13 protein-coding genes are annotated in these 23,207 nt (G+C 59.1%); 2 read left to right on the top strand and 11 right to left on the bottom strand.

The window, feature by feature from the left end; translation table 11 throughout:
• Positions 1–51: 51 nt before the first annotated feature.
• The 7 genes from acrA to B5G40_RS00385 all read right to left on the bottom strand — a co-directional run bounded on the left by acrA (position 52) and on the right by B5G40_RS00385 (position 8,924).
• Positions 52–1,155: an acryloyl-CoA reductase electron transfer subunit beta gene (gene acrA, locus B5G40_RS00415; RefSeq protein WP_087398404.1), complete on the bottom strand. Its 1,104-nt coding sequence runs from the start codon at positions 1,153–1,155 to the stop codon at positions 52–54.
• Positions 1,156–1,174: 19 nt separating this feature from the next.
• Entirely contained in the window at positions 1,175–1,975 is an 801-nt protein-coding gene (gene acrB / locus B5G40_RS00410) for an acryloyl-CoA reductase electron transfer subunit gamma (RefSeq protein ID WP_087398403.1), read from the bottom strand.
• A 23-nt stretch (positions 1,976–1,998) separates the two neighbouring features.
• The gene (locus B5G40_RS00405; protein WP_087398402.1) at positions 1,999–3,159 is read right to left on the bottom strand and encodes an acyl-CoA dehydrogenase; all 1,161 of its coding nucleotides are present in this window, start codon (positions 3,157–3,159) and stop codon (positions 1,999–2,001) included.
• Between the two features lie 92 nt (positions 3,160–3,251).
• Positions 3,252–4,103 (bottom strand): 3-hydroxybutyryl-CoA dehydrogenase, encoded by an 852-nt coding sequence (locus B5G40_RS00400; protein WP_087398401.1) that lies wholly within the window; start codon positions 4,101–4,103, stop codon positions 3,252–3,254.
• A 291-nt stretch (positions 4,104–4,394) separates the two neighbouring features.
• Positions 4,395–5,171, bottom strand: a complete 777-nt coding sequence (locus tag B5G40_RS00395) for an enoyl-CoA hydratase-related protein (RefSeq protein ID WP_087398400.1) — start codon at positions 5,169–5,171, stop codon at positions 4,395–4,397.
• 300 nt (positions 5,172–5,471) lie between these two features.
• Positions 5,472–6,443 (bottom strand): choloylglycine hydrolase, encoded by a 972-nt coding sequence (gene bsh, locus B5G40_RS00390; RefSeq protein WP_087328944.1) that lies wholly within the window; start codon positions 6,441–6,443, stop codon positions 5,472–5,474.
• Between the two features lie 123 nt (positions 6,444–6,566).
• Positions 6,567–8,924, bottom strand: a complete 2,358-nt coding sequence (locus B5G40_RS00385; RefSeq protein ID WP_275533045.1) for a vitamin B12-dependent ribonucleotide reductase — start codon at positions 8,922–8,924, stop codon at positions 6,567–6,569.
• Positions 8,925–9,087: 163 nt separating this feature from the next.
• Here B5G40_RS00385 and B5G40_RS00380 point away from each other — a divergent pair, with 163 nt between their 5' ends.
• Complete coding sequence (locus B5G40_RS00380; protein WP_087398398.1) at positions 9,088–10,005, top strand: CPBP family intramembrane glutamic endopeptidase; 918 nt, start codon at positions 9,088–9,090, stop codon at positions 10,003–10,005.
• 1 nt (position 10,006) lies between these two features.
• Here B5G40_RS00380 and B5G40_RS00375 read toward each other — a convergent pair whose 3' ends face one another.
• Entirely contained in the window at positions 10,007–11,536 is a 1,530-nt protein-coding gene (locus B5G40_RS00375; RefSeq protein ID WP_242959094.1) for a putative polysaccharide biosynthesis protein, read from the bottom strand.
• 149 nt (positions 11,537–11,685) lie between these two features.
• On the opposite strand from B5G40_RS00375, the gene B5G40_RS00370 reads away from it, so the two are divergent.
• Entirely contained in the window at positions 11,686–12,396 is a 711-nt protein-coding gene (locus B5G40_RS00370) for a DUF554 domain-containing protein (RefSeq protein WP_087398397.1), read from the top strand.
• A 193-nt stretch (positions 12,397–12,589) separates the two neighbouring features.
• On the opposite strand, the gene B5G40_RS00365 is transcribed toward B5G40_RS00370, so the two are convergent.
• The 3 genes from B5G40_RS00365 to B5G40_RS00350 form a co-directional block, all read right to left on the bottom strand.
• On the bottom strand, positions 12,590–20,218 hold the full coding sequence (locus B5G40_RS00365) for an InlB B-repeat-containing protein (protein WP_087398396.1): 7,629 nt from the start codon (positions 20,216–20,218) through the stop codon (positions 12,590–12,592).
• Positions 20,219–20,654: 436 nt separating this feature from the next.
• Positions 20,655–21,860, bottom strand: a complete 1,206-nt coding sequence (locus B5G40_RS17515; protein ID WP_087398395.1) for a LuxR C-terminal-related transcriptional regulator — start codon at positions 21,858–21,860, stop codon at positions 20,655–20,657.
• 307 nt (positions 21,861–22,167) lie between these two features.
• Positions 22,168–23,196 carry a glycosyltransferase family 2 protein gene (locus B5G40_RS00350; RefSeq protein ID WP_087187826.1) on the bottom strand — a complete coding sequence of 343 codons (1,029 nt, stop codon included), beginning with the start codon at positions 23,194–23,196 and terminating at the stop codon, positions 22,168–22,170.
• Positions 23,197–23,207 lie beyond the last annotated feature (11 nt).

Raw genomic sequence — 23,207 nt, 5'->3', positions numbered from 1 at the left:
ATAAAAAAGGACCTGTTGCGATTGCAACAGGTCCTTTTGATGTAAGCCTTCTTACTTGGCAGCCTTGGCAGCCCGGATGGCCTCGATGAGCATGGGAGTGACCTTGTACAGGTCGCCCACGATGCCGTAGGAAGCCACGTCGAAGATGGGGGCAGACTCGTTCTTGTTCACCGCGATGATGCACTCGGAGTCCTGCATACCAGCCAGGTGCTGGATAGCGCCGGAGATACCCAGAGCAACATAGATGCGGGGATGGACGGTCTTGCCGGTCTGGCCGACCTGGTGGTCAGCACCGATCCAGCCGGCGTCCACGCAGGCACGGGAGGAGCCCACAACGCCGCCCAGGACGGAAGCCAGCTCCTCAGCCAGCTTGATGCCGCCCTCAACGTCCTTGCTGATGCCGCGGCCTACGGAGACCACCACGTCAGCGCCGATCAGGTCGACCAGCTTCTTGGCAGCCTTCTTGACCTCCAGCACCTCAACATGGATGTCGGACTTGTCCAGCTTGACGTCCACGTTCTCGATGACGGTCTTGGCAGCGCCGGCCTCGTCGTAGGGCTGGGTCTGCATCACGCCGGGACGGACGGTGGACATCTGGGGACGGAAGCGGGGGCAGATGATGGTAGCCATCAGGTGACCGCCGAAAGCAGGACGGGTCATCTTCAGGTTGGTGTTCTCCTCGAACACGGTGTTGTCCACGTCGATGGTGGAGGTGGTCTTCAGGAACTCCTTGTACTTGGCCACGTCCACATCCAGGTGGGTACAGTCGGCGGTCAGACCGGTGTGCAGCCGGGCAGCGCAGCGGGGGCCCAGGTCACGGCCGATGTTGGTGGCGCCGATGAGGAAGATCTCGGGCTTCTTGTCCTCCACCAGGTCGCAGATGACCTTGGTGTAGGCGTCGGTGGTGTAAACGTCCAGCAGCTCGTGGTTGCAGTAGTACACCTTGTCGGCGCCGTAGCCGCCCAGAGCCTTCAGGTACTCTTCCTTGATGTCCTTGCCCAGGACCACGCCGCACAGCTCCACGCCCAGGTCGTTGGCCAGCTTACGGCCCTCGGAGAGGAGCTGGTAGCTGGTGGACATGATAACGCCCTCGCGCTGCTCACAGAAAACCCATACGCCCTTGAAGGCGGCGGTATCGCTACTATTGAAAGCCATTCTATTGCTCTCCTTTCGATTAGATAATGTGCTTGTCGTTGAGGATGGAGACCAGCTTCTCGACAGTCGCCTTGTCGGCGCCCTCCATCATCATACCGGCGCCCTTCACCGGGGGAGAGAAGGACTTGTACACATTCGTGGGAGAGCCCTTCAGGCCGATGGTAGTAACATCAATCAGGGGATCGTCCTTCAGAGTCTCATAGTTGTAGACTTCCAGAGGCTTCTGGTAGCACTCCATGATGCCGCCGACGCTCATGTAACGGGCGTCGTTGAGCTCCTTCACGCAGGTCAGCAGGCAGGGGGTCTGGACCTTGATGGTCATGTAGCCGTCCTCCAGCAGACGCTTCACGGTGACGGCCTTGCCCTCCACCTTGATCTCGGCCACGTAGGAAACCTGGGGCAGGCCCAGCTTCTCGGCGATCTGGGGACCCACCTGAGCGGTGTCGCCGTCGATAGCCTGACGGCCGCAGAAGACGATGTCATCGTCGTCCACGCCGATCTTCTTGATGGCAGCAGCCAGGATCTGAGAAGTGGCGTAAGTATCGGAACCACCGAACTCACGGGCGGAAACCAGAACGGCCTCGTCGCAGCCCATGGCCAGCAGCTCGCGGAGCATACCCTCGGCGGGCGGGGGGCCCATGGAGACCACCACGACCTTGCAGCCGGTGGCGTCCTTGATCCGCAGAGCGGCCTCGACAGCAGCCAGGTCGTCGTGGTTGGTGATGGTAGCCATGGCGGCACGGTCCATGGTGCCGTCTTCCTTCACCGCCACCACACCGGAGGTATCCGGGACCTGCTTGACACAAACGATTGCTTTCATATCGTAACTTCCCTCCAGTTCCTTTAGTTCACGCCCAGGTTGGCAGAAATGACCATGCGCTGGACCTCGCTGGTGCCCTCGTAGATCTCAGTGATCTTGGCGTCGCGCATCATGCGCTCCACGGGGTACTCACGGGTGTAGCCGTAGCCGCCGAACAGCTGCACGCAGCGGCGGGTCACGTCGCTGGCGGTCTCAGCGGCAACCAGCTTGGCCATGGCGGCGTCCATGGTGTAGGGCTCATGGTTCTGCTTCTTCATAGCGGCGGAGTAAACCAGCCACTTGGCAGCCTCAGTCTTGGCGTGCATATCAGCAAGCTGGAACTGAGTGTTCTGGAACTGGGAAATGCGCTTACCGAACTGGACACGCTCCTTGGTGTACTTGATGGTCTCCTCGATGGCGCCCTCAGCCAGGCCCAGAGCCTGAGAAGCGATACCGATACGGCCGCCGTCCAGGGTCTTCATGGCGATGCCGAAGCCCTTGCCCTGCTTGCCCAGCAGACGGTCGGCGGGGATCACGCAGTCCTCCATGATCAGCTCGCAGGTGGAGGAGCCCTTGATGCCCATCTTCTTCTCGTGCTTGCCCACGGAGAAGCCGGGATCAGTGCGCTCCACGATGAAGGCGGAAATTTCCTTCTTCTTGCGGCCGCGCTTGTCGGTGGAGACACCGGTGATGGCGAAGATCACGAACACATTGGCATAGCCGGCGTTGGTGATGAAGATCTTGGAGCCGTTGAGTACCCAGTTGCCGTTCTCGTCCTTCACGGCGGTGGTCTGCTGGCCCTGGGCGTCGGTGCCGGCGCCGGGCTCGGTCAGACCGAAGGCGCCGATCCACTCGCCGGAGCACAGCTTGGGCAGATACTTCATCTTCTGCTCCTCGGTGCCGTTCTCATAAATGGGAGCGCAGCACAGGGAGGTGTGAGCGGAGATGATAACGCCGGTGGTACCACAGACCTTGCTCATCTCCTCGACGGCCATGACGTAGGACAGAACGTCCGCGCCGGCGCCGCCATACTCCTTGGGGAAATAGATGCCCATCATGCCCAGCTTGGCCATCTTCTTGACGGTCTCCTCGGGGAACGCCTCGTTCTCGTCCACCCACTCAGCCAGGGGCTTGACTTCGTTTTCGGCAAAGTCACGGTACATCTTGCGGAGCATTTCCTGCTCTTTGGAAAGGTGCAGATCCATTTGTTGCCTTCCTCCTAGATATGTATTTCACAACGGCGGGCGGGAGTGTTTTGGGCTCCCGCCCGTCGTTTTGCGCAGTATGAATGAGCTTCTTACTTCTTGGTGTAGTCGTAGAAGCCGATGCCAGTCTTGCGGCCCAGCTTGCCGGCGCGGACCATCTTCCGCAGCAGCAGGGAGGCGCGGTACTTGGGATCGTGGGTCTCGTTGTACAGGGTGTCCATGATGGCCAGGCACACGTCCAGGCCCACCAGATCGCCCAGGGCCAGGGGGCCCATGGGGTGGTTGGCGCCCAGCTTCATAGCGGTGTCAACGCCCTCAACGGAAGCAACACCGGTGTACACCAGATCGATGCCCTCGTTGATCATGGGGATCAGGATCTTGTTGACCACGAAGCCGGGGGCCTCGTTGACCTCGACGGGCTCCTTACCGATCTCAACGGACAGGTCGCGGATGGTGTTGAAGGTCTCGTCGGAGGTGTGAGCGCCCCGGATGACCTCAACCAGCTTCATGACGGTAGCGGGGTTAAAGAAGTGCATACCGATGAACTTGTCGGCGCGCTTGGTAGCAGCGGCGATGGCGGTGATGGAGATAGAAGAGGTGTTGGAGGCCAGGATGGTCTCGGGCTTGCAGATGCTGTCCAGCTCGGCAAAGATGCTCTTCTTGATGTCCAGGTTCTCGATAGCGGCCTCAACAACCAGGTCAGCATCGGCAGCAGCCTTCAGATCGGTGGTGAAGGTCATGTGAGCCAGGATGTCGGCCTTCTTGGCCTCGTCCATCTTGCCCTTGGCCACCAGCTTGTCCAGGCTCTTGTTCAGGCGGGCCTCGGAAGCCTTGATGATGTCGTCGTTGATGTCGCGGACAACAACGTCAAAATCCTTCTTGGCAAAAACCTGGGCAATGTCCAGACCCATGGTGCCGCCACCGATGACAACAATCTTTTTCATAGCAGAAAACCTCTTTTCAAATACTATAATGTATGTAGTTGGTTTGCTGAATCAAATTCGCCGAACTTCCTTACTTGTTCTGGAAGTGCTTCTCAGCGCGCTTCTCCAGGAAAGCGCCCATGCCCCCGCCCCACCCGGTGCTGCGCACCGTGCGGGATCCCCATGATTTCACTCAAATCGCCGGAAATGAATTCCGCCGATTTCAAGGTTTTGACCACAGGCCAAAACGCTTGACGGCGCAAGCGCCGGGGACTCAGCCATGGGCCAGGTAAGTACTCACTTCCGGATAGTTTACTTGTTCTGGAAGTGCTTCTCAGCGCGCTTCTCCAGGAAAGCGCCCATGCCCTCATCCTTGTCGGCAGTGCCGCAGCAGACACCGAAAGCCTCGGCCTCAAAAGCGGAGCCGGTGGCGATGTCAGTCTGCATACCCATGCGGATGCAGCGCTTGGACTCCTGCACGGCGATCTGAGCGTTGGCACAGATGGCGTTGGCCAGCTCCATGGCCTTGTCCATCAGCTCCTCGGCGGGATAGACCTCGCTGACCAGGCCGATGGCCTTGGCCTCGTCGGCCTTGATGACCTTGGCGGTGAGGATCAGCTCCATAGCCTTGGAAACGCCCACGATGCGGGGCAGCCGCTGAGTGCCGGCGAAGCCGGGGGTAATGCCCAGGCCCACCTCGGGCTGACCAAACTTGGCCTTCTCGCTGGCCAGACGGATATCGCAGGCCATGCTCAGCTCGCAGCCGCCGCCCAGAGCGAACCCGTTGATGGCGGCGATGACCGGCTTGGCCATATTCTCCAGCTTCAGGAACACACCGCCGCCGTGTACGCCGAACTTCTTGCCGTCGATGGAAGAGAAGTTCTTCATCTCGCCGATGTCAGCGCCCGCCACAAAGGAACGGCCCGCGCCGGTGAGGATCATCACATAGATCTCGTCGTCGGCAGCTACCTGATCGATGACCGCGTCCAGATCGCTCAGAACCTGGCTGTTCAGCGCGTTCAGCGCCTCCTGCCGGTCAATGGTGACCACGCCAACGTGGCCCTGCTTTTCCAGCTTCACAAAACCCATTATGTTCTGCCTCCTTGTCCTGTAACCTATCTAGAATTGTTATATTTTTAACAAGTTCTCACCTAATAAGTATAACGCACCGCCGCCCAACAGGCAAGTAAAATGCAAGAGAAATTCGTTATTTTTTTATCAATGATTATAGCCAATATGCACAACTCGGTTTCAGAAAGCCACCTTAACTCTCAGCCGAATTGGCAAACCACATGGTTTTTGGCCCGGTTTTCCCTTTTTTCGCCCTGTTGGCAAGGCGCCGCATTTATGCAATATGTACAAGTGCCGGGGCAAACGCCCCGGCGGGGCTCACGGCACAAAGTGGATCTGCTGCTCCGTGACCAGAGGATGGCAGATCAGCGTTTCTCCCTCCCGCTTTGCCTCGTCCATGGACACCGCGGTGATCTGACTGTTGTCATAGGTCTTGTAGTAATAGGTGCCCGTCCAGCCGTCGATGCAGCAGGAGTAATCCGTGAGGTCCCACTTCCCCTCCGGTGTCCGCACTGCACCCCGGGGCATGGCCACCGCGTCCAGGATGTGAAAGACCTGGCTGACACTGGATATCTCGTCCCGCTCGCAGACGCTGTTCCACTTAAGGAAGGCGGCCCGGACAAAGCGGGAGGCAGGTGACCAGTCTCCCGGCAGGCCCAACGTGCCCATTCCCTGGCCAAAGGGACGCAGTTCCACTCCTCCGAAGCGGTTCTCCGGCTGGGCGGCGGACAGGCCCATATACTGGTTCAGATTGGTCAGGTGGAAATCAAAGGTGGGGTTGTTGGTAAGCACCCCCACCGGGTCCTCAAACAGTCTCAGGCCGTCGGCCATAGGCTCCGCCACCAGGGCCCGCTTTCCGTCGGCCAGGTGCCAATGGAGGGGGGCGTTTGGCATATTGGGGGCAAAGGGGGTATCCAAAATACGGACAGAGCGCAGCTTTTCCTCCGCCTGGTCCACGCTGTCGCAGCTGCCCAGCAGCCAGGGGATCAGCTCATAGGGGGCGGCGGGGGTACCGTCCTTCGAGCCGCAGGGATAACAGGCGTTACCCGGGAAGTTGAGGCCTGCCATATAGAGGCCCTTCTCGTTGACCCCCTCAGCATAGAGGGGGTAGTCCTCCGCCACTGTGGCCATGCCGATGATGGCATAGTGCTTCTTCAGGGTGGGCATGGCTTGAAAGGAAAATGGGTAATTACGTGGAGTAATGACCACCTGCTGGCCAAACTGGTATTCCAGATCCAGGTTCCGCCCAAAATAAGTGTGGTCGGTGGTAAAGGTCAGGCTGGTACACATGGCTGACGCCTCCTGTATTCAAATGAAATGCCTTCCGGCGCATCCCTTAGTGTGACTGTCCCCGCTCCAGGTTATCCGGATTCTGTTACAAAAAGGGCCTGCCGGAGCAGGCCCTTTTCTGTTTTAGCCGCACTTGGAGTAGCCGCAGTCACGGCAGGTGACGCAGCCGCCTTCGTGCTCCAGCTTTGCTCCGCATTCGGGGCAGAACTTGGCCAGCTTGGCCTCGGCGGGAGTCATGCCCGGCCGGGGAATGGGCGCCGCTTTGGTGGTGGCGCTGATGGGGGCGGGAACAGTCTCGCGATTGCCCTGGGACACCTTGAGCACCTTCTCCAAGGATTTGGCAATGGCGTCGGGGCAGGAGGTCACCGGTACGCCGGGCTGGCGCAGGCAGGAGGGACAGCGGATGCCCTTGAGCTGCTGGATGATCTCCTTGGGGTCCATGCCGGAGCGGATACCCACGCTGACCAGCCGGGCGGTGGCCTCAGACTGGCTGGGGCAGCCGCCGGCCCGACCGGTGTTGGTGAACACCTCGCAGATACCGTTCTCATCATAGTTTACAGTGATATACAGGTTGCCGCAGCCGATGCGCACCTTCTCGGTGAAGCCGGTGGTCACCGCCGGGCGGGGCCGGGGCTGGATGTGGCCATAAGCCTCCTGAGGCACCTGGCACTCCTCACACACCCGGCCGGTGGGGGCGGGGGCAGCCTCCTTACCGTCGTTGACCTTGCCGATGTTGAGCACCTGCTCGTTGCGGCTGCCGTCCCGGTAGATGGTGGTGCCCTTGCAGCCCAGGGTATAAGCCAGGCGGTAGACCTCGGCCACCTCGGCCTTGGTGGCGGAGTTGGGGAAGTTCACCGTCTTGCTGACGGCGTTGTCGGTGTACTGCTGGAAGGCGGCCTGCATCTTCACATGCCAGATGGGGGACACATCGTGGGCACACACAAATACCCGCTTGATCTCCTCGGGGATACCGTCCACATGGGCCAGAGAACCCTGCTCCACAATCTGCTTCATCAGAGCCTCAGAGTAGATCCCCGCCTCCACCAGCTTGTCCTTCAGGATCTGGTTGGTCTCAATGAGGTGGGTATTGTCCATGACGTTGCGGATATAGGCATAGGCAAACACCGGCTCCACACCGGAGGACACGCCGGCAATGATGGACAGGGTGCCGGTGGGGGCGATGGTGGTAACAGTGGCATTGCGGATGGGCTTGCCGTCCTTATAGATGCTCTGGTCAAAGAGGGGGAAGGCGCCCCGGCTCTCGGCCAGCTTCTCGCTCTCCTGGTGGCCGATGGTGTTGATGGTGTCCATGATCTCCTGGGCCAGGGCCACGCCCTCCTCGCTGTTGTAGGGCACACCCATGTAGAGGAGCATATCGGCAAAGCCCATGACGCCCAGGCCGATCTTCCGGGTGGAGCGAGTCATCTTGTCAATCTCGGGCAGGGGGTACTGGTTGACCTCAATGACGTTGTCCAGGAAGTGGACGGCGGCACGGATGGTCTTTTCCAGCTTGGCCCGGTCCAGCACCCAGCCCGCCACGGTCTTGGTGATGTGGTTGACCAGGTTGATAGAGCCCAGATTGCAGCTCTCATAGGGCAGCAGAGGCTGCTCACCGCAGGGGTTGGTGGACTCGATCTCGCCCTGGCTGGGCACCGCGTTGTCCCGGTTGAGCCGGTCCAGGAAGATGATGCCGGGCTCGCCGGTCTGCCAGGCAGAGGTGACGATGGTGTCAAAGACCTCCCGGGCCTTCAGCTGGCCCACCACCCGGCCGGTGGCCGGGTCCACCAGATCGTACATCCCGTCCGCACTCACCGCCTCCATAAAGGCCTCGGTGATGCCCACGGAGATGTTGAAGTTGGTGATCTCGGAGGTATCGTTCTTGCAGGTAATAAAGTCCATAATATCGGGGTGATCCACCCGGAGGATGCCCATGTTAGCGCCCCGGCGGGTACCGCCCTGCTTCACCGCCTCGGTGGCGGCATTGAACACTTTCATAAAGGAGATGGGGCCGCTGGCCACACCGCCGGTGGAGTTGACGGTGGAACCCTTGGGCCGCAGCCGGGAGAAGGAAAAACCGGTGCCGCCGCCGCTCTTGTGGATGAGGGCGGCGTTCTTAATGGCGTCAAAGATGTCCTCCATAGAGTCGGCCACCGGCAGCACAAAGCAGGCGGACAGCTGTCCCAGAGGGCGGCCGGCGTTCATCAGGGTGGGGGAGTTGGGCAGGAAGTCCAGATTGGTCATCATCTCATAGAATTCCGCCGCTGTGGCCACCACATCGGCCTTGGGGTCAAAATGGCGGTCGCCTTCGGCCACCGCGTTGGCCACACGATGGAACAGACCGTCCACTGTCTCGGTGGGATTTCCCCGCTCATCCCGGGCCAGATAACGCCGCTCCAGCACAGCCTTGGCGTTTTCAGAAATAGGCATATCGTATCTCTCCTCTGAGTTAGTATCATGCGTGAACACAAGATATTGTATCATAGAAAAGCGCCATGTCAATATGTCCGATTTCTTGCCCTTTTCACCCGTTCTTGCTATAATGGAGCCCGGAAGCCCTTGTGCCTGAAGCAGGTGCGAATTTCGGACCGTGCTTTGACGGCCCGGCTGGGCTCAATTTGGATTTATTTTTGTGCGAGGTGACGGAATGGATCTCCATCAACCGGACCGGGCCCAACTGCTGCGCCCCCACTGTCAATGGTTCTCCCGGCTGGGATGGGCCCTGTTTGCCCAGATGGCCGCCATGCTGGCGGTCCAGCTGCTGGTGGCCGGCATCGTCCCCAGCGTTTTGAATCACCCCATCTCCCGCTGGTGCCTCTCCGTGGGCTCAGCCTACGGCGCGGGTGTGCCCGCCTTCTGCCTGGTGCTGCGCGGCGTGCCCGCCCCGGGCCCCTCCGCACGCCGCCCCATGGGGCCGCTGAACCTGGGCAAAGCCCTGGTGACCACCCTTGGTCTGGTCTATTTGTCCAATCTGCTCACCCTGCTTCTCACCCAACTGATTGGGATTCTCCGGGGCCAGGCGGTCACCAATCCGGTGGACAGTCTGGCTGGCTACCCTACGGTACTCAACCTTCTGCTGGGCTGCGTCATTGCGCCCCTGTCAGAGGAATATCTCTTCCGCTATTTGCTGCTGAACCGTCTGCGGCCTTACGGGGATAAATTTGCCATCCTGGCCTCCGCCCTGTGCTTCGGCCTGTTTCACGGCAATCTGAATCAGCTGTTCTATGCCTTTGCCGTGGGGGCTCTCTTTGCCTATGTGGTGCTCCGAACCGGCTGCCTGTGGCAGTCCATCCTGCTCCACGCCCTGATCAACTTTACCTCGGTGGGCCTGGTGCCCCTGCTGGAGCTGCTGGGCCAGACCGGAGAACTGCTGACCTCCCTGCTGGTGCTGGGGTCCATCGTGGTCGGCATGACCTTTCTGGTCACCAGCTGGCGGGAGATCAAACTGGAATCCGGCCTGGTCCCCTTCTCCGAGGGCATGAAATGGCGGCTCTTCTTTGAAAATCCCGGTGTCATCGCCTTCTGTCTGCTGGCGCTCATCCTGATGGCCAGCTATGTTCTGTAACCTACCTCAAGCGGAAAAGCCGATGCAGCCGCACCCCCTGGGCCTGGAGGGCCGCCAGGTAGAGCACCACACCGAAGAGGGTGCAGGCCCCCACCGCCGTCCACTCCCCTACTCCGCTGTCCAGCAGCACCTGAAAGAGCAGGTTGCCGGTGAGGCCGGTCAGCAGGGCCGCCAGGCCGGGAGCTACCCCCCAGTCAAAGAGCCGCAGTTTCAGTCCGGTAACTCGCCGCACCTGGAACCAGTTCAGGAGCACCCCCAGGGCGGAGGAGGCCACCACCCCCACCCAGTAGCCGCCGATCCCCACACCGGGGAGTCCCAATAACAGATAGGTGCAGCCCAGCTGCAGCCCGCCGGACAGAATGGAACTGCGGGCTGCAGCTTTTTGTCTGCCCAGGCCGTTGAGCGCACACCCCAGCACTGCCTGCCAACAGGACAGCAGCACCCCTACCGACAGAGGGAGCAGATACCGGCCCACCCCCTCCTCCCGAAAGAGAAGCTGACCCAGGGTAGGGCCTACTACCACCAGCAGAGCCATGGCGGGAAACATAAGCACCGAGGTGGCCAGCATAGACCGGTCGATCCGCCGCCGGATCAGCGGGGTGTTGCCCAGGGCTGCCCCCTGAGCCAGCTTGGGCATAAGGACCAGCCCCAGGGCGCCGATGAAGGCGGTGGGCAGGCAGAGCATGGGCATGGTCATGCCGCACAGCACACCGAACTCCTCCATGGCCCGGCTCACCTCCGCCCCGGCGGCCACCAGCCGCTGGGGAATAAGCACCGCGTTGGCCGAGCCCATCAGGTTGCCCAGCAGGCTGGTGAACCCCACCGGCAGGGCGATGGCCAGGATCTGGCGGTTCATCCGCCGGGAGGCCCCCGGCTCTCCCAGCTTCTCCCCTGCCAGCCTGCGGCGGGCCAGCAGCATCAGCGTGATGGAGGAAAAGAGTTCGCACACGATCATGCCCACCACGATGACGGCCACAGTCCGCTCCGGATTCTGGGGCAGGAAGAGCACCAGCAGCCCGAGAACCGCAGCCGCCCGGATGACCTGCTCGCACAGCTCCACCGCCGCCGGGGGCCGGATGGCGCCGGTACCGTAGAAAAAGTGCTTGTGCAGGTTCTCCACACCGGTAAGGAGAATACAGGGCAGCAGCAGCAAAAGCCCCATCTGGGTGCGGGCATCCCCCAGCAAGTACACCGAAATAGGGTCATACAGCAGGGCAGTAACCGTGGCCAGCACCCCAAACAGTCCCAGGAAGCACAGCAGGCACCGGCGGAGCACCTGGGCCGCCGCTCCCCGCTGCCCTCGGGCATAGTATCCGGCAGACAGGTTGGATACCGCTGCTGTCAGCCCCACCGCCGTTAGAGAGAGCAGCACGGAATAGACCGGCATAATGAGCTGGTAGAGGCCCATGATCTCCGCTCCGATGAGGCGGGAGAGTAAGATCCGGTAGACAAAGCCCAAAAACTGCCCGGCAATGCCGGTGCCGGTGAGCAGCAGGGTGCCGTAGAGCATGGATGTCCGGTCGAGCTTCAATGGGCCCTCCCCCTTTCAATGGTCCACTTCCACTCTATTCCGCAGGGTCGTCCGGCATACATCCAGAAACCTTTTGACAAATGACGGCAAAGGTTTTATCATAGAACCGTATATTTTAGTGAATTGCAGTATAAAAGTGAGGAATCCCTATGATCGCCACCGTCATCAATGTGGTCCTGATCCTGCTGGGCAGCTGTCTGGGCCTTCTGTTCAAAAACCGCATCAGCCCCCGCTTTGCCTCAGGCATCACCTTTGCTCTGGGTCTGTGCACCATGGGTATCGGCATCACCGGCATGATCGGCACGGCGGACACTCTGTGCGTCATTGTGTGTATGGTGATCGGTACTCTGATCGGTGAGGCAATCAATATTGAGGGCCGGATGGACGGCGTGGGGGAGCTGCTTCACCGGAAACTGCTCCGCAAGGATGAAAACAGCCGTTTTGTGGAGGGCTTCGTCACCGCCTCCGTCCTCTTCTGCGTGGGCGCTATGGCCATCAACGGCGCTATGGAGGCAGGCATGAACGGCAATTACGATATCCTGGTCTCCAAGTCTGTGATGGACGGCGTCACCGCCATCACCTTCTCTGCGGCCATGGGCATCGGAGTGGCCTTCTCCGCTCTACCGATTCTGGTATATGAAGGCGGCATGACTTTGATTTTCGGCCTGGTAGGCCAGCAGATCGACCCAGCTATCGTCAATGAAATGAGTTCCGTGGGCGGCACCATTATCGTCGGCATCGGCATCAATATGCTGGGTCTGCCCAAGGAGAAGCTGCGGGTGGGCAATATGCTCCCCGCCATCTTCCTGCCTCTGGCCTATATTCCCATCCGGGACTGGCTCATGGCAACGCTGGGCTGAGCGGCATAAAAAGGCAGACACATGGTGGTTTCCCATGTGTCTGCCTTTGTCTTGCCCACTTAACTTTATCAAAGATCTTGCCGTTTCCGCCGCTCGACAGACCGAATATTTGGATAGGAAAAGGGGCTTCCCAGCGAAAACCATCGCTCGGGAAGCCCCTCTCGTTTTTTACCAAACGGGAACAGATGAAACCTTATTCATCAACAAGCCCTTCGCAAAACCGCATCAGGATCACAGCAACCTCGGCACGGGTCGCATCCCCTTCCGGGCTGAGGGTATGGTCACTGGTACCGTTGATGATTTCAGCGCCCACAGCCCACTGCATGGCGGGAATGGCGTATTCGCCCACATCGGCAGCGTCCGTGTAGGAGAGAATGTTGGTGTTCTCTCCGATGCTCACATCGTAACCCTTGTACTGCGCATAGCGGTGGAGCATGGTAGCCATCTGCTCTCGGGTGATAAGATCGTCAGGCCCAAATTTGTTGTTTCCGTATCCGGTAATGATTCCTTCACTGGCGGCCCACCGGACTGCCTCGCCGTACCAGGAATCCAGATCCACATCATCGAACGGCACGGCGTAATCTACCACAGGGCTGCCCTCCAGCCGCCACAGAATGGTGGCAACCATGCTTCGGGTGGTGGTCATATCCGGGCTGAAGGTGATGCTGCTGGTACCGTCCATCAGGCCGTGTCTATAGACGTAATACACGCCGTCCTCATACCAGATATCCGCGGGCACATCCACGAAGGGCAGTTCAATCTGAGTCACCTCAGTAAAGGCGGCTTTCACCGTAACGGCACTGTCCGGCATGGTAAAGGTGTATGTACCATCCTTCTCTTCATCCAGCGTGATGGTTTTTCCATCCTGCTGCGTTACGGTAAGGCTGTCAAGCCGATAGCCGTCGTCCGGGGTGACGGTCAGAGTAACCGTCGTGTCGGCGTTGGCGCTGTTCCGGTCCGCGACGACGGTGCCGTGGTCGCTGTCCTCCACGGTGATCTTGTAGCTGGAGACACCGCCGCCTCCGCCACCGCCACCACCGCCGCTGGACTGCACTTCAAAGGTGGCCGCAACGGTCAAAGCGGTATCGGTTTCCGCAACCGTATAGGTACTGCCGCTGGCAAAGTTCTTGCCGTTCACCGTGAGAGTACTCAGGCGATAGCCGCTGTCGGGCTGTCCGGTGATCACCAGTTTGTCACCGGCAACCACCTTCACGCCGCTCTTCAGGGCAACGCCGTCACGGGTGACCGTCACAGTACCGTTTTCAGCGGTTTCGATGGTCAGAGGAATGCCAGCCAGAATATCCACCGTCAGGCCGATCTTCTCCTGCACATTGGGAATAAACACAGTCACAGTGCCGTCGCCGTTGGGTGTGATGGTCGCATCCTCCCGGGCCACAGTCACAGTCTTGATGGCGCTGTCCGCAGTAGGCGCCACGGTGAAGGTCACGTCGCCGCCCCGGCGGATCTCATTTTCCGGCGCGCCGGGATAGGTGTCTGCAGGGTTCCGCTGATCGATGGTAACGGTATAGCCTTCGCCGCCTGCGGGAACCGCAAAGCCCTGGTACGTCTCAAACTCCACGGTAACGGTGGTGTTTTCACCGAGGGCATCGATGGTCAGGGTGTTGGTAAGATTGCCTTCCACCACTTCGCCGTTGATGGTCCACGCCTTTACCATGTATCCAGAATTCGGGGTAGCGGTGAACTGGATCTCGCTGCCGCCGGCAAACTGCACCGCGGTATCGGCAGCAATGGGGGTATCCTCGCACATACCGGAGGCCGTGCCATTCCCGCCAACCACGGAATACTCCACCTCATACAGAAGCGCCTCGGTGAAGGTCGCACCCACGGTGATGTCGCTGCCCACCGTCAGGGTGATGGTCTTATCGCTGCCGGACGCGTCGCCCGTCCACTCCTTGAGCATCCAGTAGTCGTCCGCCGTGGCGGTAAAGGTCACCTGGGTGCCGTCGGGCACGGTGTCGCCGGAGTTAAGGGGCTGACCGTCCACAGCGGCGGTGATGCTGCCGTGGGTGGTCTCTTCAATGATAACGGTATACTGGGGAATGGCCTCCAGATTTGCCGTCACATTCCATGTGCCTGGGGTCAGAACGGGCACAGTGACGGTGGTCTTGTCTGCACTGATCTGGGCATCAGCCGGCAGACCGGTCCAGTCCTTCACGCGGTAGCCCTCCGCCGGACTTACGGTAAAGACGATCTTCTGGCCGCCGGAGAGCTGGTCGCCGGACTGGAAGCCGCGGCCATCTGCGGTGGCGGTGATGGTACCCATGGCATCGTCATTCACCCCGTAGTTCACGGCAATGCCGGCAATGGCGGCAAAGCGGGCCTCCACGTTCACATTGTCGGAAAGGGCGCCGGTGGTGTAGGTGAGATCGGTATGCTCGATCTTTGCGCCGTCCACATACCAGCCCTCAAGGCTGTAACCGCTGTCGGCAACAGCAGTAAAGGTAACGGCGGAACCGAAGTCCACATAATCGCCGCTCTTCAGCTCGGCAGCTACGCCGTCCGCGGTGCCGCTGGCGGTCAGGCTGCCGTTGTCCACGGAGAAGGTCACCACCGGCTTCCTGGCGAAGGTGATGGTAAAGGCGGTATCGGCAGTGATGAGGTATTCCGCCGTCTGCACGCCGTTCGCCCTGGCGGTGTTCTCATAGAGAACATCATCCGCACCGCGGATGGTGATCGCATCCACCACATAGCCGTCATCCGGGGTGGCGGTAATGGTGATGGTCTCGCCATAGCGGGCGGGATCGGTAGCCGAGGCGGTGCCGCCGGTGCCGGTTCTCAGGGTCACCTGCTGCTCCACGCCCCAGAGTTCCACAGCCACGGTGCAGTCGTCGGTGGCCGCATAGGTAAAGGTGTTGCCGGTCTCACCGGGCTGCTCCACACCGTTCACTGTCCAGCACTTCACTTCGTAGTGCTCGTCAGGAACCACGGTAAAGGTAACAGGTCCGGACACGGCAGCGCCGCTCTCGATGGAATATTCGCCCATCTTGGCGGTCAGTGTGCCGTGGGCAGGATCGGCAAAGCTCACCTTGGGCAGGCCGGAGGTGTACTGAACCGTCACATTCAGGTCCTGCATCGGGGTAAGGGTGAGGGTGTTGCCGGTTTCCGGCTGTACCACACCGTTGACGATCCACTCCTTCACCCGGTAGCCCTCATCAGGCGCAGCGGTAAAGGTGATGGTGCCGTCCTCATAGACCACGCTGGGCTTGCTGTCATCATACAGCTTCATGCCCTTGCGCTCCGCCGCAGCGGAGATGGTGCCGTGGGTGCCGCTGCCGTCACCGACAGTATCCACCACGGAGTAGGTGACTGAATATTGATTCAGCGCTGTCCAGGTGTAATTGACGTCAACATCAGCTGTGACATCGCTGACGGTGTAAGAATAGGTATCGGTACCATCCAGATCGGGGTACTGCGTGATCACATAGCCCTTGTTGGGGACCAGAGTGATGGTGAGGTCGTCGTAGTAGCGCAGGACGTCGGTACCGCTGTTGACGGTGCCGCTGCCGCGCTGGACGGTGACGGTGCCGTTCCCGCCAAAGGCCGAGCCGGTCAGGTCGTATTTCTCGATGGTCTTGAAGGCGGCCTCCACATTGCTATTGGCCCGGAGGATCAGCTGATAGGCGTCCTCCGTAACAATGCCCAGGGAATCCAGCTCCTTAAAGCTTGTAATGCCGTTTTCGGTGACAGCCCATTTCTGGATGCGGCTGTCGCTTCCGGCCTCTGCATCAAAATCAACGGTGGTCCCCGGGGTCAGGGTGGTGCCGGACTGAACGGCAATGCCGTTGGCCTCGGCCGTCAGGGTGCCGCTGCCGCCATCCACACTCTGGGTACCGTAGGTGAGGGTATAGGCCAGGAAGGACTCAAAGACCGCGCCTACGGTCACATCATTGTCGATCTTCAGGCTGATGGAAGTGACGTCGTTCTTGTAGTCCGCAAACGCGTCCGTCCAGTTCTCGAAGGTGTAATACCGATCGGCCTCCGCCTCAAAGGTCAGAGTGGTGCCCTTGGGAACGCTGATCTTGCCGTTCTCATCCGGAGTCAGAACCGTGTCGCCGTCTTTGACGATAATGGAGCCGCCGGCGGTGACGTTCAGCGTAACGGTCTTGGCAACCTCAGCCATCGGCACGAACACAGCGGACACATGGTGCTCTGCGGCATAGGCGTGGAAGGTGAAGGTATTGCCGGCGGCGGCGTAGGTCTTGTCTGTGCCGCTTCCGTCGGTCACTTTCCACTCCTTGAGGGCATAGCCGTCAGCGGGAGCGGCGGTAAAGATGATCTCATCGTCGCTGCCGAAGGTAGCGCCGGTGGAGGGGAATGCCTCCCCATTCACAGTCGCACTCACGGTACCGTTGGCATCGTCAGCAGTATAAGTGACGATGCTCTCCTCCGCCACTACAGCGGCGGTCACGGTGATGGTGGTGGCCTTCTGAATGGCGAAGTTGAACTGGCCGTCCACCGGAGTGACAGTCTCCGTGCCGTCCTCCGTTTCCAGGGTCACTTCTGTGACGGTATAGCCGGGTTCGGGCTCCACATCCACATAGACGATGGTCTCCTCTTCCACCTTGTCGCCGCTGTGGATTTCCACATTGCCCAGATGGACGGCTTTGACGCTGACCTCATTCTCGTTGTAGTCTATGGTCAGCGGTACATAGGCCTTGGGCGTGGTAATGACTGCCTCGTTGGACCAGACGCTCTCACCGTTCTCACTGTCGGTGGTGACCACGAAGGTATATTCCGTGTTGCTGTCCAGTCCTGTCACGGTGTACTCAAGGGTACTGCTGTCGAGAGGCTCCTCATTGACCTTCCGGAATGCGTCCTCGTCCTCGCTCCTGACATAGACATTGTAGCCCAGCACAGCCAGACGTCCCGGGACCCTCGGATCACTCCAGGTGAGGTGGACGGAATCCAAACCCTGCAGCTCTGCTGCCAGATCGTTCACTGCCGGCGCAGGTGCGGAAATGTTGGATACATTGTAGGCAATGATGAGCGCATCTTTGCCCGCGACGCCCAGATCAATGGTGTCCCTGGCCAGGTTCCAGGTAAAGCCGTAGGACTTGGTGACATTTTCGGGGATGCCGTATTCCTCCAGCAGGTACTGCCAGTCCAGGTTCTGCACCGCGCCGCTGGTCTCGGTCTCGCTGGCGGTGGTGGTGGAGGAACTATTGGAGTGCATATACTCCAGGCTGGCATAGGCGCCGGCCTTGGCACCATTGCCAAAAATCTCGAGGCCTGCCATGATGCTCATTTCAAAGGAGAAGCCGCTCTGGCTCTCAATGCTTTCTGTGGTGGCGCTGCCGTCGGATTTGGTGCTCTGGGTCTCGCCGCCGTTGTAGCCCAGCTGATAGTTGGAGGAGCTGATCTGATCCAGATTGCTGGCATAGCCCCAGGGGTTGCCCTCCTGGCCCAGATAACTCCTCTGGCCGTCGATCTTCACCATAGGGGTGAATTTCTCCCCCTCGGCCTCTTCTTCCATCAGGGCGTTGTACTCGTCCACAAAGGTGTTGTAGTCCACCACGGACATCTGTACGTAGGCAGGAGTCTTGGGCACGGAGATGGCAAAACCCACACCGGCTTTCGTAGACTCCAGATTATCCCACGACCAGCCGCCCTTGTCCTTGTCGTAAAGCTCGTAGGTGTAGGTGATGACCGGGGTGCGCTGGAGCACCACGCTGTCGTAGGCCTTGGTGGCAAAGCTGTCGGTGGTGGAGGTGGTCAGGGTCTCCTCAAAGGTCTCGGTCCAGGTGTTAGAGGAACCGGCCTGCAGTTCCACCGTGGAAACGTTTGTCTCCATCTCTCCCGTAAAGCCCACGCCGAAGGAGGTTTCGTTGCCGGTGCCCGTGGTATACTCATAGCTCTGGGTGAAGGAATAGGTGGTCTCGCCGGAGTCGCTGCCCAAATCAATGCCGTCAAAATACGGGGCCATCTGGAGCACAGCTGCTACCTGCGGGTCGGTATAGGTCCAGTCCTTGCCCTTGTAGCGGGCCAGCACGCCATCGTCGTCCCGGTCCATGGAGAGCAGCACGAAGTTGGTGTTGTAATTCCAGTGGCCCTCGGCGCCGGCGCCACCCTGTCCATTGTTGCCGCCAATGAAGAAGCCGCTGGACTTTGCGTAGAACATGCTGGTGTCGGTGCCTCCGGCACTGCCCACGCCGCCGCCTTCGCCGTCATAATTCTTGCCGCCCACGGCGCCCAGACGGTAGAAATAGTCGTCTTCGTAGCGTTGTCTATTGGCATAGACAAAGAAGATCTGCTCATAGCCGTAGTCGTTGCCGTCGAAATTGCCCACCGCCACCGAGGGGATGAAGGTCTCGTCGCACACGGTGCTCTGAATGGAATCGTCATTGTCCTTGACAAACGAGACGGTGTAGAGTTCCCTTGCCCCGCCGGTGGAGAAGTCAACGATCTTGCCGCCCACAAAGACGTATTCCGCATTGATGTTGCCGTTAAACGCCACGCAGGCAAGGCTCAGGGGCGAGCGGCTGTTCTCACCGCCGGTGCCGCCGGCAAACCAGCCGGTGGCGGCGATGGTGTGAAACCGGGTGACGCTGTCATCCGTGCCGGGGGAGGCAAAGCTGCCGTCGGACCGGGCATTGAAGACAGCGATGTTCCAGGTCTCGCCGTCCAGCGCATAGGCAGTCCCTGCATCGGCAGAGTTGGCTTTTGAAGTAACAGTGTTCCTGGTGCCGCCCACCACGATCTCGTCGGTGCCGTCGCCGTCCACGTCGCCGGCGTCCAGGCCCACGGCGGTCATGGTCTGATAGCTTCTCCGGCCGCTGCTGATGCCGTTATCCACCGCCACAAAAACAGATTGACGGCCGCCGTCTGTCACCGGACTGGAAGCTGTGCCGCCATAGGACACCCCCATCATGGGGAGATAGTATTCGCAGTCGAAGTGCTTGTTTGCATCCGGGGGCGCCATGAGATACGAGACGGCCACCAGATCGTCCACGCCGTCGCCGTTGAAGTCGCCGGCGGCCAGATCGCAGCAGAGCTTGTTGCCGAACTGGTCGGTGGTGTTGGCCATGTCGATGCCGTGGTTCTCATTGACGTAGCGCCAGTGGAGCATGGACTTGCCCGCGGCCTTCTGGGACACGGTCAGGCTGGAGCTGGTACTGCTGCAGCTCACCTCATAGAGGCCGTAGTCATTGGCATTGTCGGCGGTGACAAAGGCCACCACGGTCTCCTTGCCGTCGCCGTCAAAGTCGCCGGCAGTCAGGTCGAAGTAGTTGCCCGCCCGCCAGTTTTCCGGGTTGTTGTTTTTGATCCAGCCCGCATTGCCCGGGAATTCGTAGTTGGCGTACTTGGCGCCGTTCTCCGCATCCTGCACATGGAGGACGATTTTGTTCGACCCGGTATCAAAGCCGATGTAGGCGATGTGGTCCTTCCGGCCCGAGCCGGTGGGGTCAAAGGCGACGGCCTCCACAAAGGACAGTGCTCTGAAGCCGTCGTTGTAGTACTCATACTGGCTGAAGCTGCCGTTTACGCCGTCCTTTCCAAAGGCGCTGGGGATCGAGTCGCTTTCGCCGTCCCAGCCGTCGTACCACAAAAAAGAGTGGTAGTTACCGTTGCTGTTGATGCCGTAGATGCCCAGCTCGGACATCTCGTTCATCAGGAAGGGCTGGTCCACAGCGTAGCCGTAGGGGTTTTCAGTGCTGTTGGGGTCAAACTCCGAGGGCTGTCCCATGTTCAGGATGCTATCGAACTGGGACGAACCCGCCGCCGCGGCAGGCAGCGTCATGCCGGGCATCAGGGATACCAGCAGGCACAGGCTGACAAAAGCCGCAAGGATTCGTTTTTTCATTTGCTTTCCTCCTTTGCTTCCGAAGGGGTAGAAGTTTCCGTACCGGAGTGCATTTACCGGATTAACGTTGACTGTCTCAGCCGCTCGTCATCCTCCTTTCCCAAAATGGCGGGCTTTTGACGACACAAAAAGGGCGCGCCACGCCGCGAAAGAAACGCAAGCGCAACGCACTCTTTGGAAAAATCTAAAATTTGGAATTTCATAAAGGGGCAGACCTGTTCTGTCTGTCTGGCCATGGAAGTGGACATCCATTTGTCAAGATATTTGCCGTAACTCTTCACCCCATCACCTCTCTCATTCCGGTAAGCACCGCCGTGTCTCTGCGCATTTCGTAAAATAGCGTATTTACATTATAGCGAAAAGAATCCGGGGTTACCATTACCCATTTTGACCCCTAAAATGGGTGAGGCATATGGGCATACCTCTTGTTGCTTTTTTACCGAAGCATATACTGCTTCAAGTCTTTTCGATTCTCCACGTTGAGCTTTTTCATCGCCTCGGAAATGTGGCGCTTGACCGTATTGACCGAAATATTCAGATAGTCCGCAATTTCCTGGTTGGTCCAGCTGCGGGCGGCCAGCATTGCCATGGCAAACTCCGTGGTGGTCAGATCGTCCGCCACATCATGGCCGGTGATGGGGTTATGAACTCTACGCCAGCCGGAAGAGAACCGATAGGTTATGTCAATAATCCGCTTGAAGTCTTCCGGCCAGTTTGGTTTGATGGTCGCCTCCAGCATCGCGCCCAAAAGCCCGTGGTGCTCGCCGAAGCCCTCTATGAGATCATCCGGGCGTGCAATCTCCCACGCCGCCAGAAGATGTGTCTGGGCACGATCCGGCTGTTTCATGCTCATGTAGTCCATCACCGCCACCAGATGGAGATAAATGGCGGAGATGGGGTAGGCACTGGCTCCCATGGCAAGGGTGGCTTCCACCACCCCGGCGCTGCATGCGTATTCCTCTTTTAAATAGAGATAGTGGGCCTGCACATACAGCGCAAATGCCCGCAGACCGGGAGGCAGCAGCGGCAGGAATTCCTTCGTGGGCGGCATTTCCGCCGGCAAAGGCAGATGCAGCAGCACCGCCGCCGCAAAGGCCACAAAGACTTCCATGGCGCGGATGGGCGGGGCATTTTCTCCTCCGGCAGCCAGGGTGCTTTTGATTTCATTCAGAGCGTATCGGGCATGATCGATCCGCCCCATGGACAGGCAGGCATAGGCAAAAATCCAGCAGGCAGACAACTTGGTCGCCCCATCCTCCGCATTGAGGTAGGGTTCGGTCTCCTGCATGGCTTTTTCCGCCTGTCCGCTGAAATAGTGGTACTCTGCCAGGGCAATGTCCTTTTGGGGTCCTGCTTTCATTTGATTGATGGTTTCCAGGCAATGACCCGGCTGAAAGGCTGTGTTCATCAGAGGCATAAAACCAGGAAAGAGTTCTTGGGGCCGCTGTGTTTGGGGTACTGCTTGGGACAGTTTCTTTTGTTTACGGGGATCACCTGGTTTTTCAGCGTCTTCCGGGATCGCCCAAGATCCGCCAAATCGTTCCGCACCGGGAATACGGCCTTCCGCACAATATTGATTGACCCGCCGTTCGGATATGCTCCATTTACAGGAAGCTTCTTTAATGGAAAGATACCCGTTCACTTCCGTACCGCCTTTCAAGAAAATCTGCTGTGTCTATGCTGTAATCACGGCAAGAGGGCACTCCTAGTAAAAAATTGGGAGCACATACGTTTTTTCAAGTATATTGTATGCGAATATCAGTAGATTTTCAAGCAAGCAAATCATAATTGACGATGGGAATCATCATATTATGGATGGAAAAAAGAGTGCTGATATTCCATATCAGCACTCTTTTTCTTATGATATTAACATTTCCCGATATTCAGACGCTTCCGTCTGAACATATTGTTTTCCCTTATTATAAGGAAGACACATTTTCCTTTTATGCTCAGTTGAACTTATAGATCTTGCGGGCCAGCCGGTACAGCTTCACCGATAGTTTCCGGCCCTGATAGCCGGGGATATTGCCTACAAAGGAGAGGGAGCGGTACTTATACTTGTGGTAGAGCCCCACATCCTTATGCCGCAGGTACTCCCACAGCTCGGTCTTTTTGCCCAGGGCCTCAGGAGAGCCGTCCAGAATGAGGAAGATGGAGGAGATGGTCATCATCATGGACAGGTAGCTGCTCATATACCGGGCCAGTCGGGGCTGCTGAGCGTGGAGTTTGCGGAGATCGTGACTATCGATCATGATCTTGTTGACCCGCAACTGCTGGTCCACCCGGCCCACCATCACCTGCTCGTTGACGCTCTGGTCAGCCCGGCCGATGAAGTAGCGGTACAGATCAATGTCCATGTAATAGATCCGCTTCACATAGGGCAGAGGCTGGTAGACAAAGATGTTGTCCACATAGAAGGTGTGCTTAGGCAGCTCCAGGCCGCAGTCCCGCAACAGCTGGGTGCGGTAGATCACGCTGTGCATCAGCAGGAACTGGGAGGGGCGGAACCGGCCCACCTTGCTCCAGGAAAAGATCTTGTTCTGGGGGAACACATTGGTGTACCGGACCACCTTCTGGGTGTTGTCCTCCACGTGCTCGTAGACGTAGTTGGCCACGAACATATCCACCGGCTTCTCCATTTTGGCAAACTTCCGCAGTTTCTCCAGAGCCTTCTGGAGGGCGGCCTCATCCAACCAGTCGTCGGAATCCACCACCTTGAAATAAAAACCGGTGGCGTTTCGGATGCCCTGGTTGACGCCCTCACCGTGGCCGCCGTTCTCCTGGTGGATGGCCTTGACGATGTTGGGATACTGGGCAGCGTAGCGGTCGCAGATGGCGGGGGTATCGTCCTTGGTGGAGCCGTCGTCCACCAGGATAATCTCAACGTCCTCCCCGCCGGTAAGCAGGGTCTCCACACAGTGCTCCATGTAGGCCGCGGAGTTGTAACAGGGCACCGCGAAAGTAATGAGCTTTGACATATGTACCTTTC

Source organism: Flavonifractor sp. An9 (assembly GCF_002161245.1).
Classification (GTDB): domain Bacteria; phylum Bacillota; class Clostridia; order Oscillospirales; family Oscillospiraceae; genus Flavonifractor; species Flavonifractor avicola.
This window is presented reverse-complemented; position numbering and strand designations above follow the sequence as displayed.

Coding starts and splice junctions, on each gene's coding strand:
- acrB (WP_087398403.1), bottom strand. CDS start 1,975: ATGAAAGCAATCGTTTGTGTCAAGCAGGTCCCGGATACCTCCGGTGTG.
- B5G40_RS00385 (WP_275533045.1), bottom strand. CDS start 8,924: ATGATACAATATCTTGTGTTCACGCATGATACTAACTCAGAGGAGAGA.
- B5G40_RS00400 (WP_087398401.1), bottom strand. CDS start 4,103: ATGAAAAAGATTGTTGTCATCGGTGGCGGCACCATGGGTCTGGACATT.
- acrA (WP_087398404.1), bottom strand. CDS start 1,155: ATGGCTTTCAATAGTAGCGATACCGCCGCCTTCAAGGGCGTATGGGTT.
- B5G40_RS00370 (WP_087398397.1), top strand. CDS start 11,686: ATGATCGCCACCGTCATCAATGTGGTCCTGATCCTGCTGGGCAGCTGT.
- B5G40_RS00350 (WP_087187826.1), bottom strand. CDS start 23,196: ATGTCAAAGCTCATTACTTTCGCGGTGCCCTGTTACAACTCCGCGGCC.
- B5G40_RS00395 (WP_087398400.1), bottom strand. CDS start 5,171: ATGGGTTTTGTGAAGCTGGAAAAGCAGGGCCACGTTGGCGTGGTCACC.
- bsh (WP_087328944.1), bottom strand. CDS start 6,443: ATGTGTACCAGCCTGACCTTTACCACCGACCACACTTATTTTGGGCGG.
- B5G40_RS00365 (WP_087398396.1), bottom strand. CDS start 20,218: ATGAAAAAACGAATCCTTGCGGCTTTTGTCAGCCTGTGCCTGCTGGTA.
- B5G40_RS00380 (WP_087398398.1), top strand. CDS start 9,088: ATGGATCTCCATCAACCGGACCGGGCCCAACTGCTGCGCCCCCACTGT.
- B5G40_RS00405 (WP_087398402.1), bottom strand. CDS start 3,159: ATGGATCTGCACCTTTCCAAAGAGCAGGAAATGCTCCGCAAGATGTAC.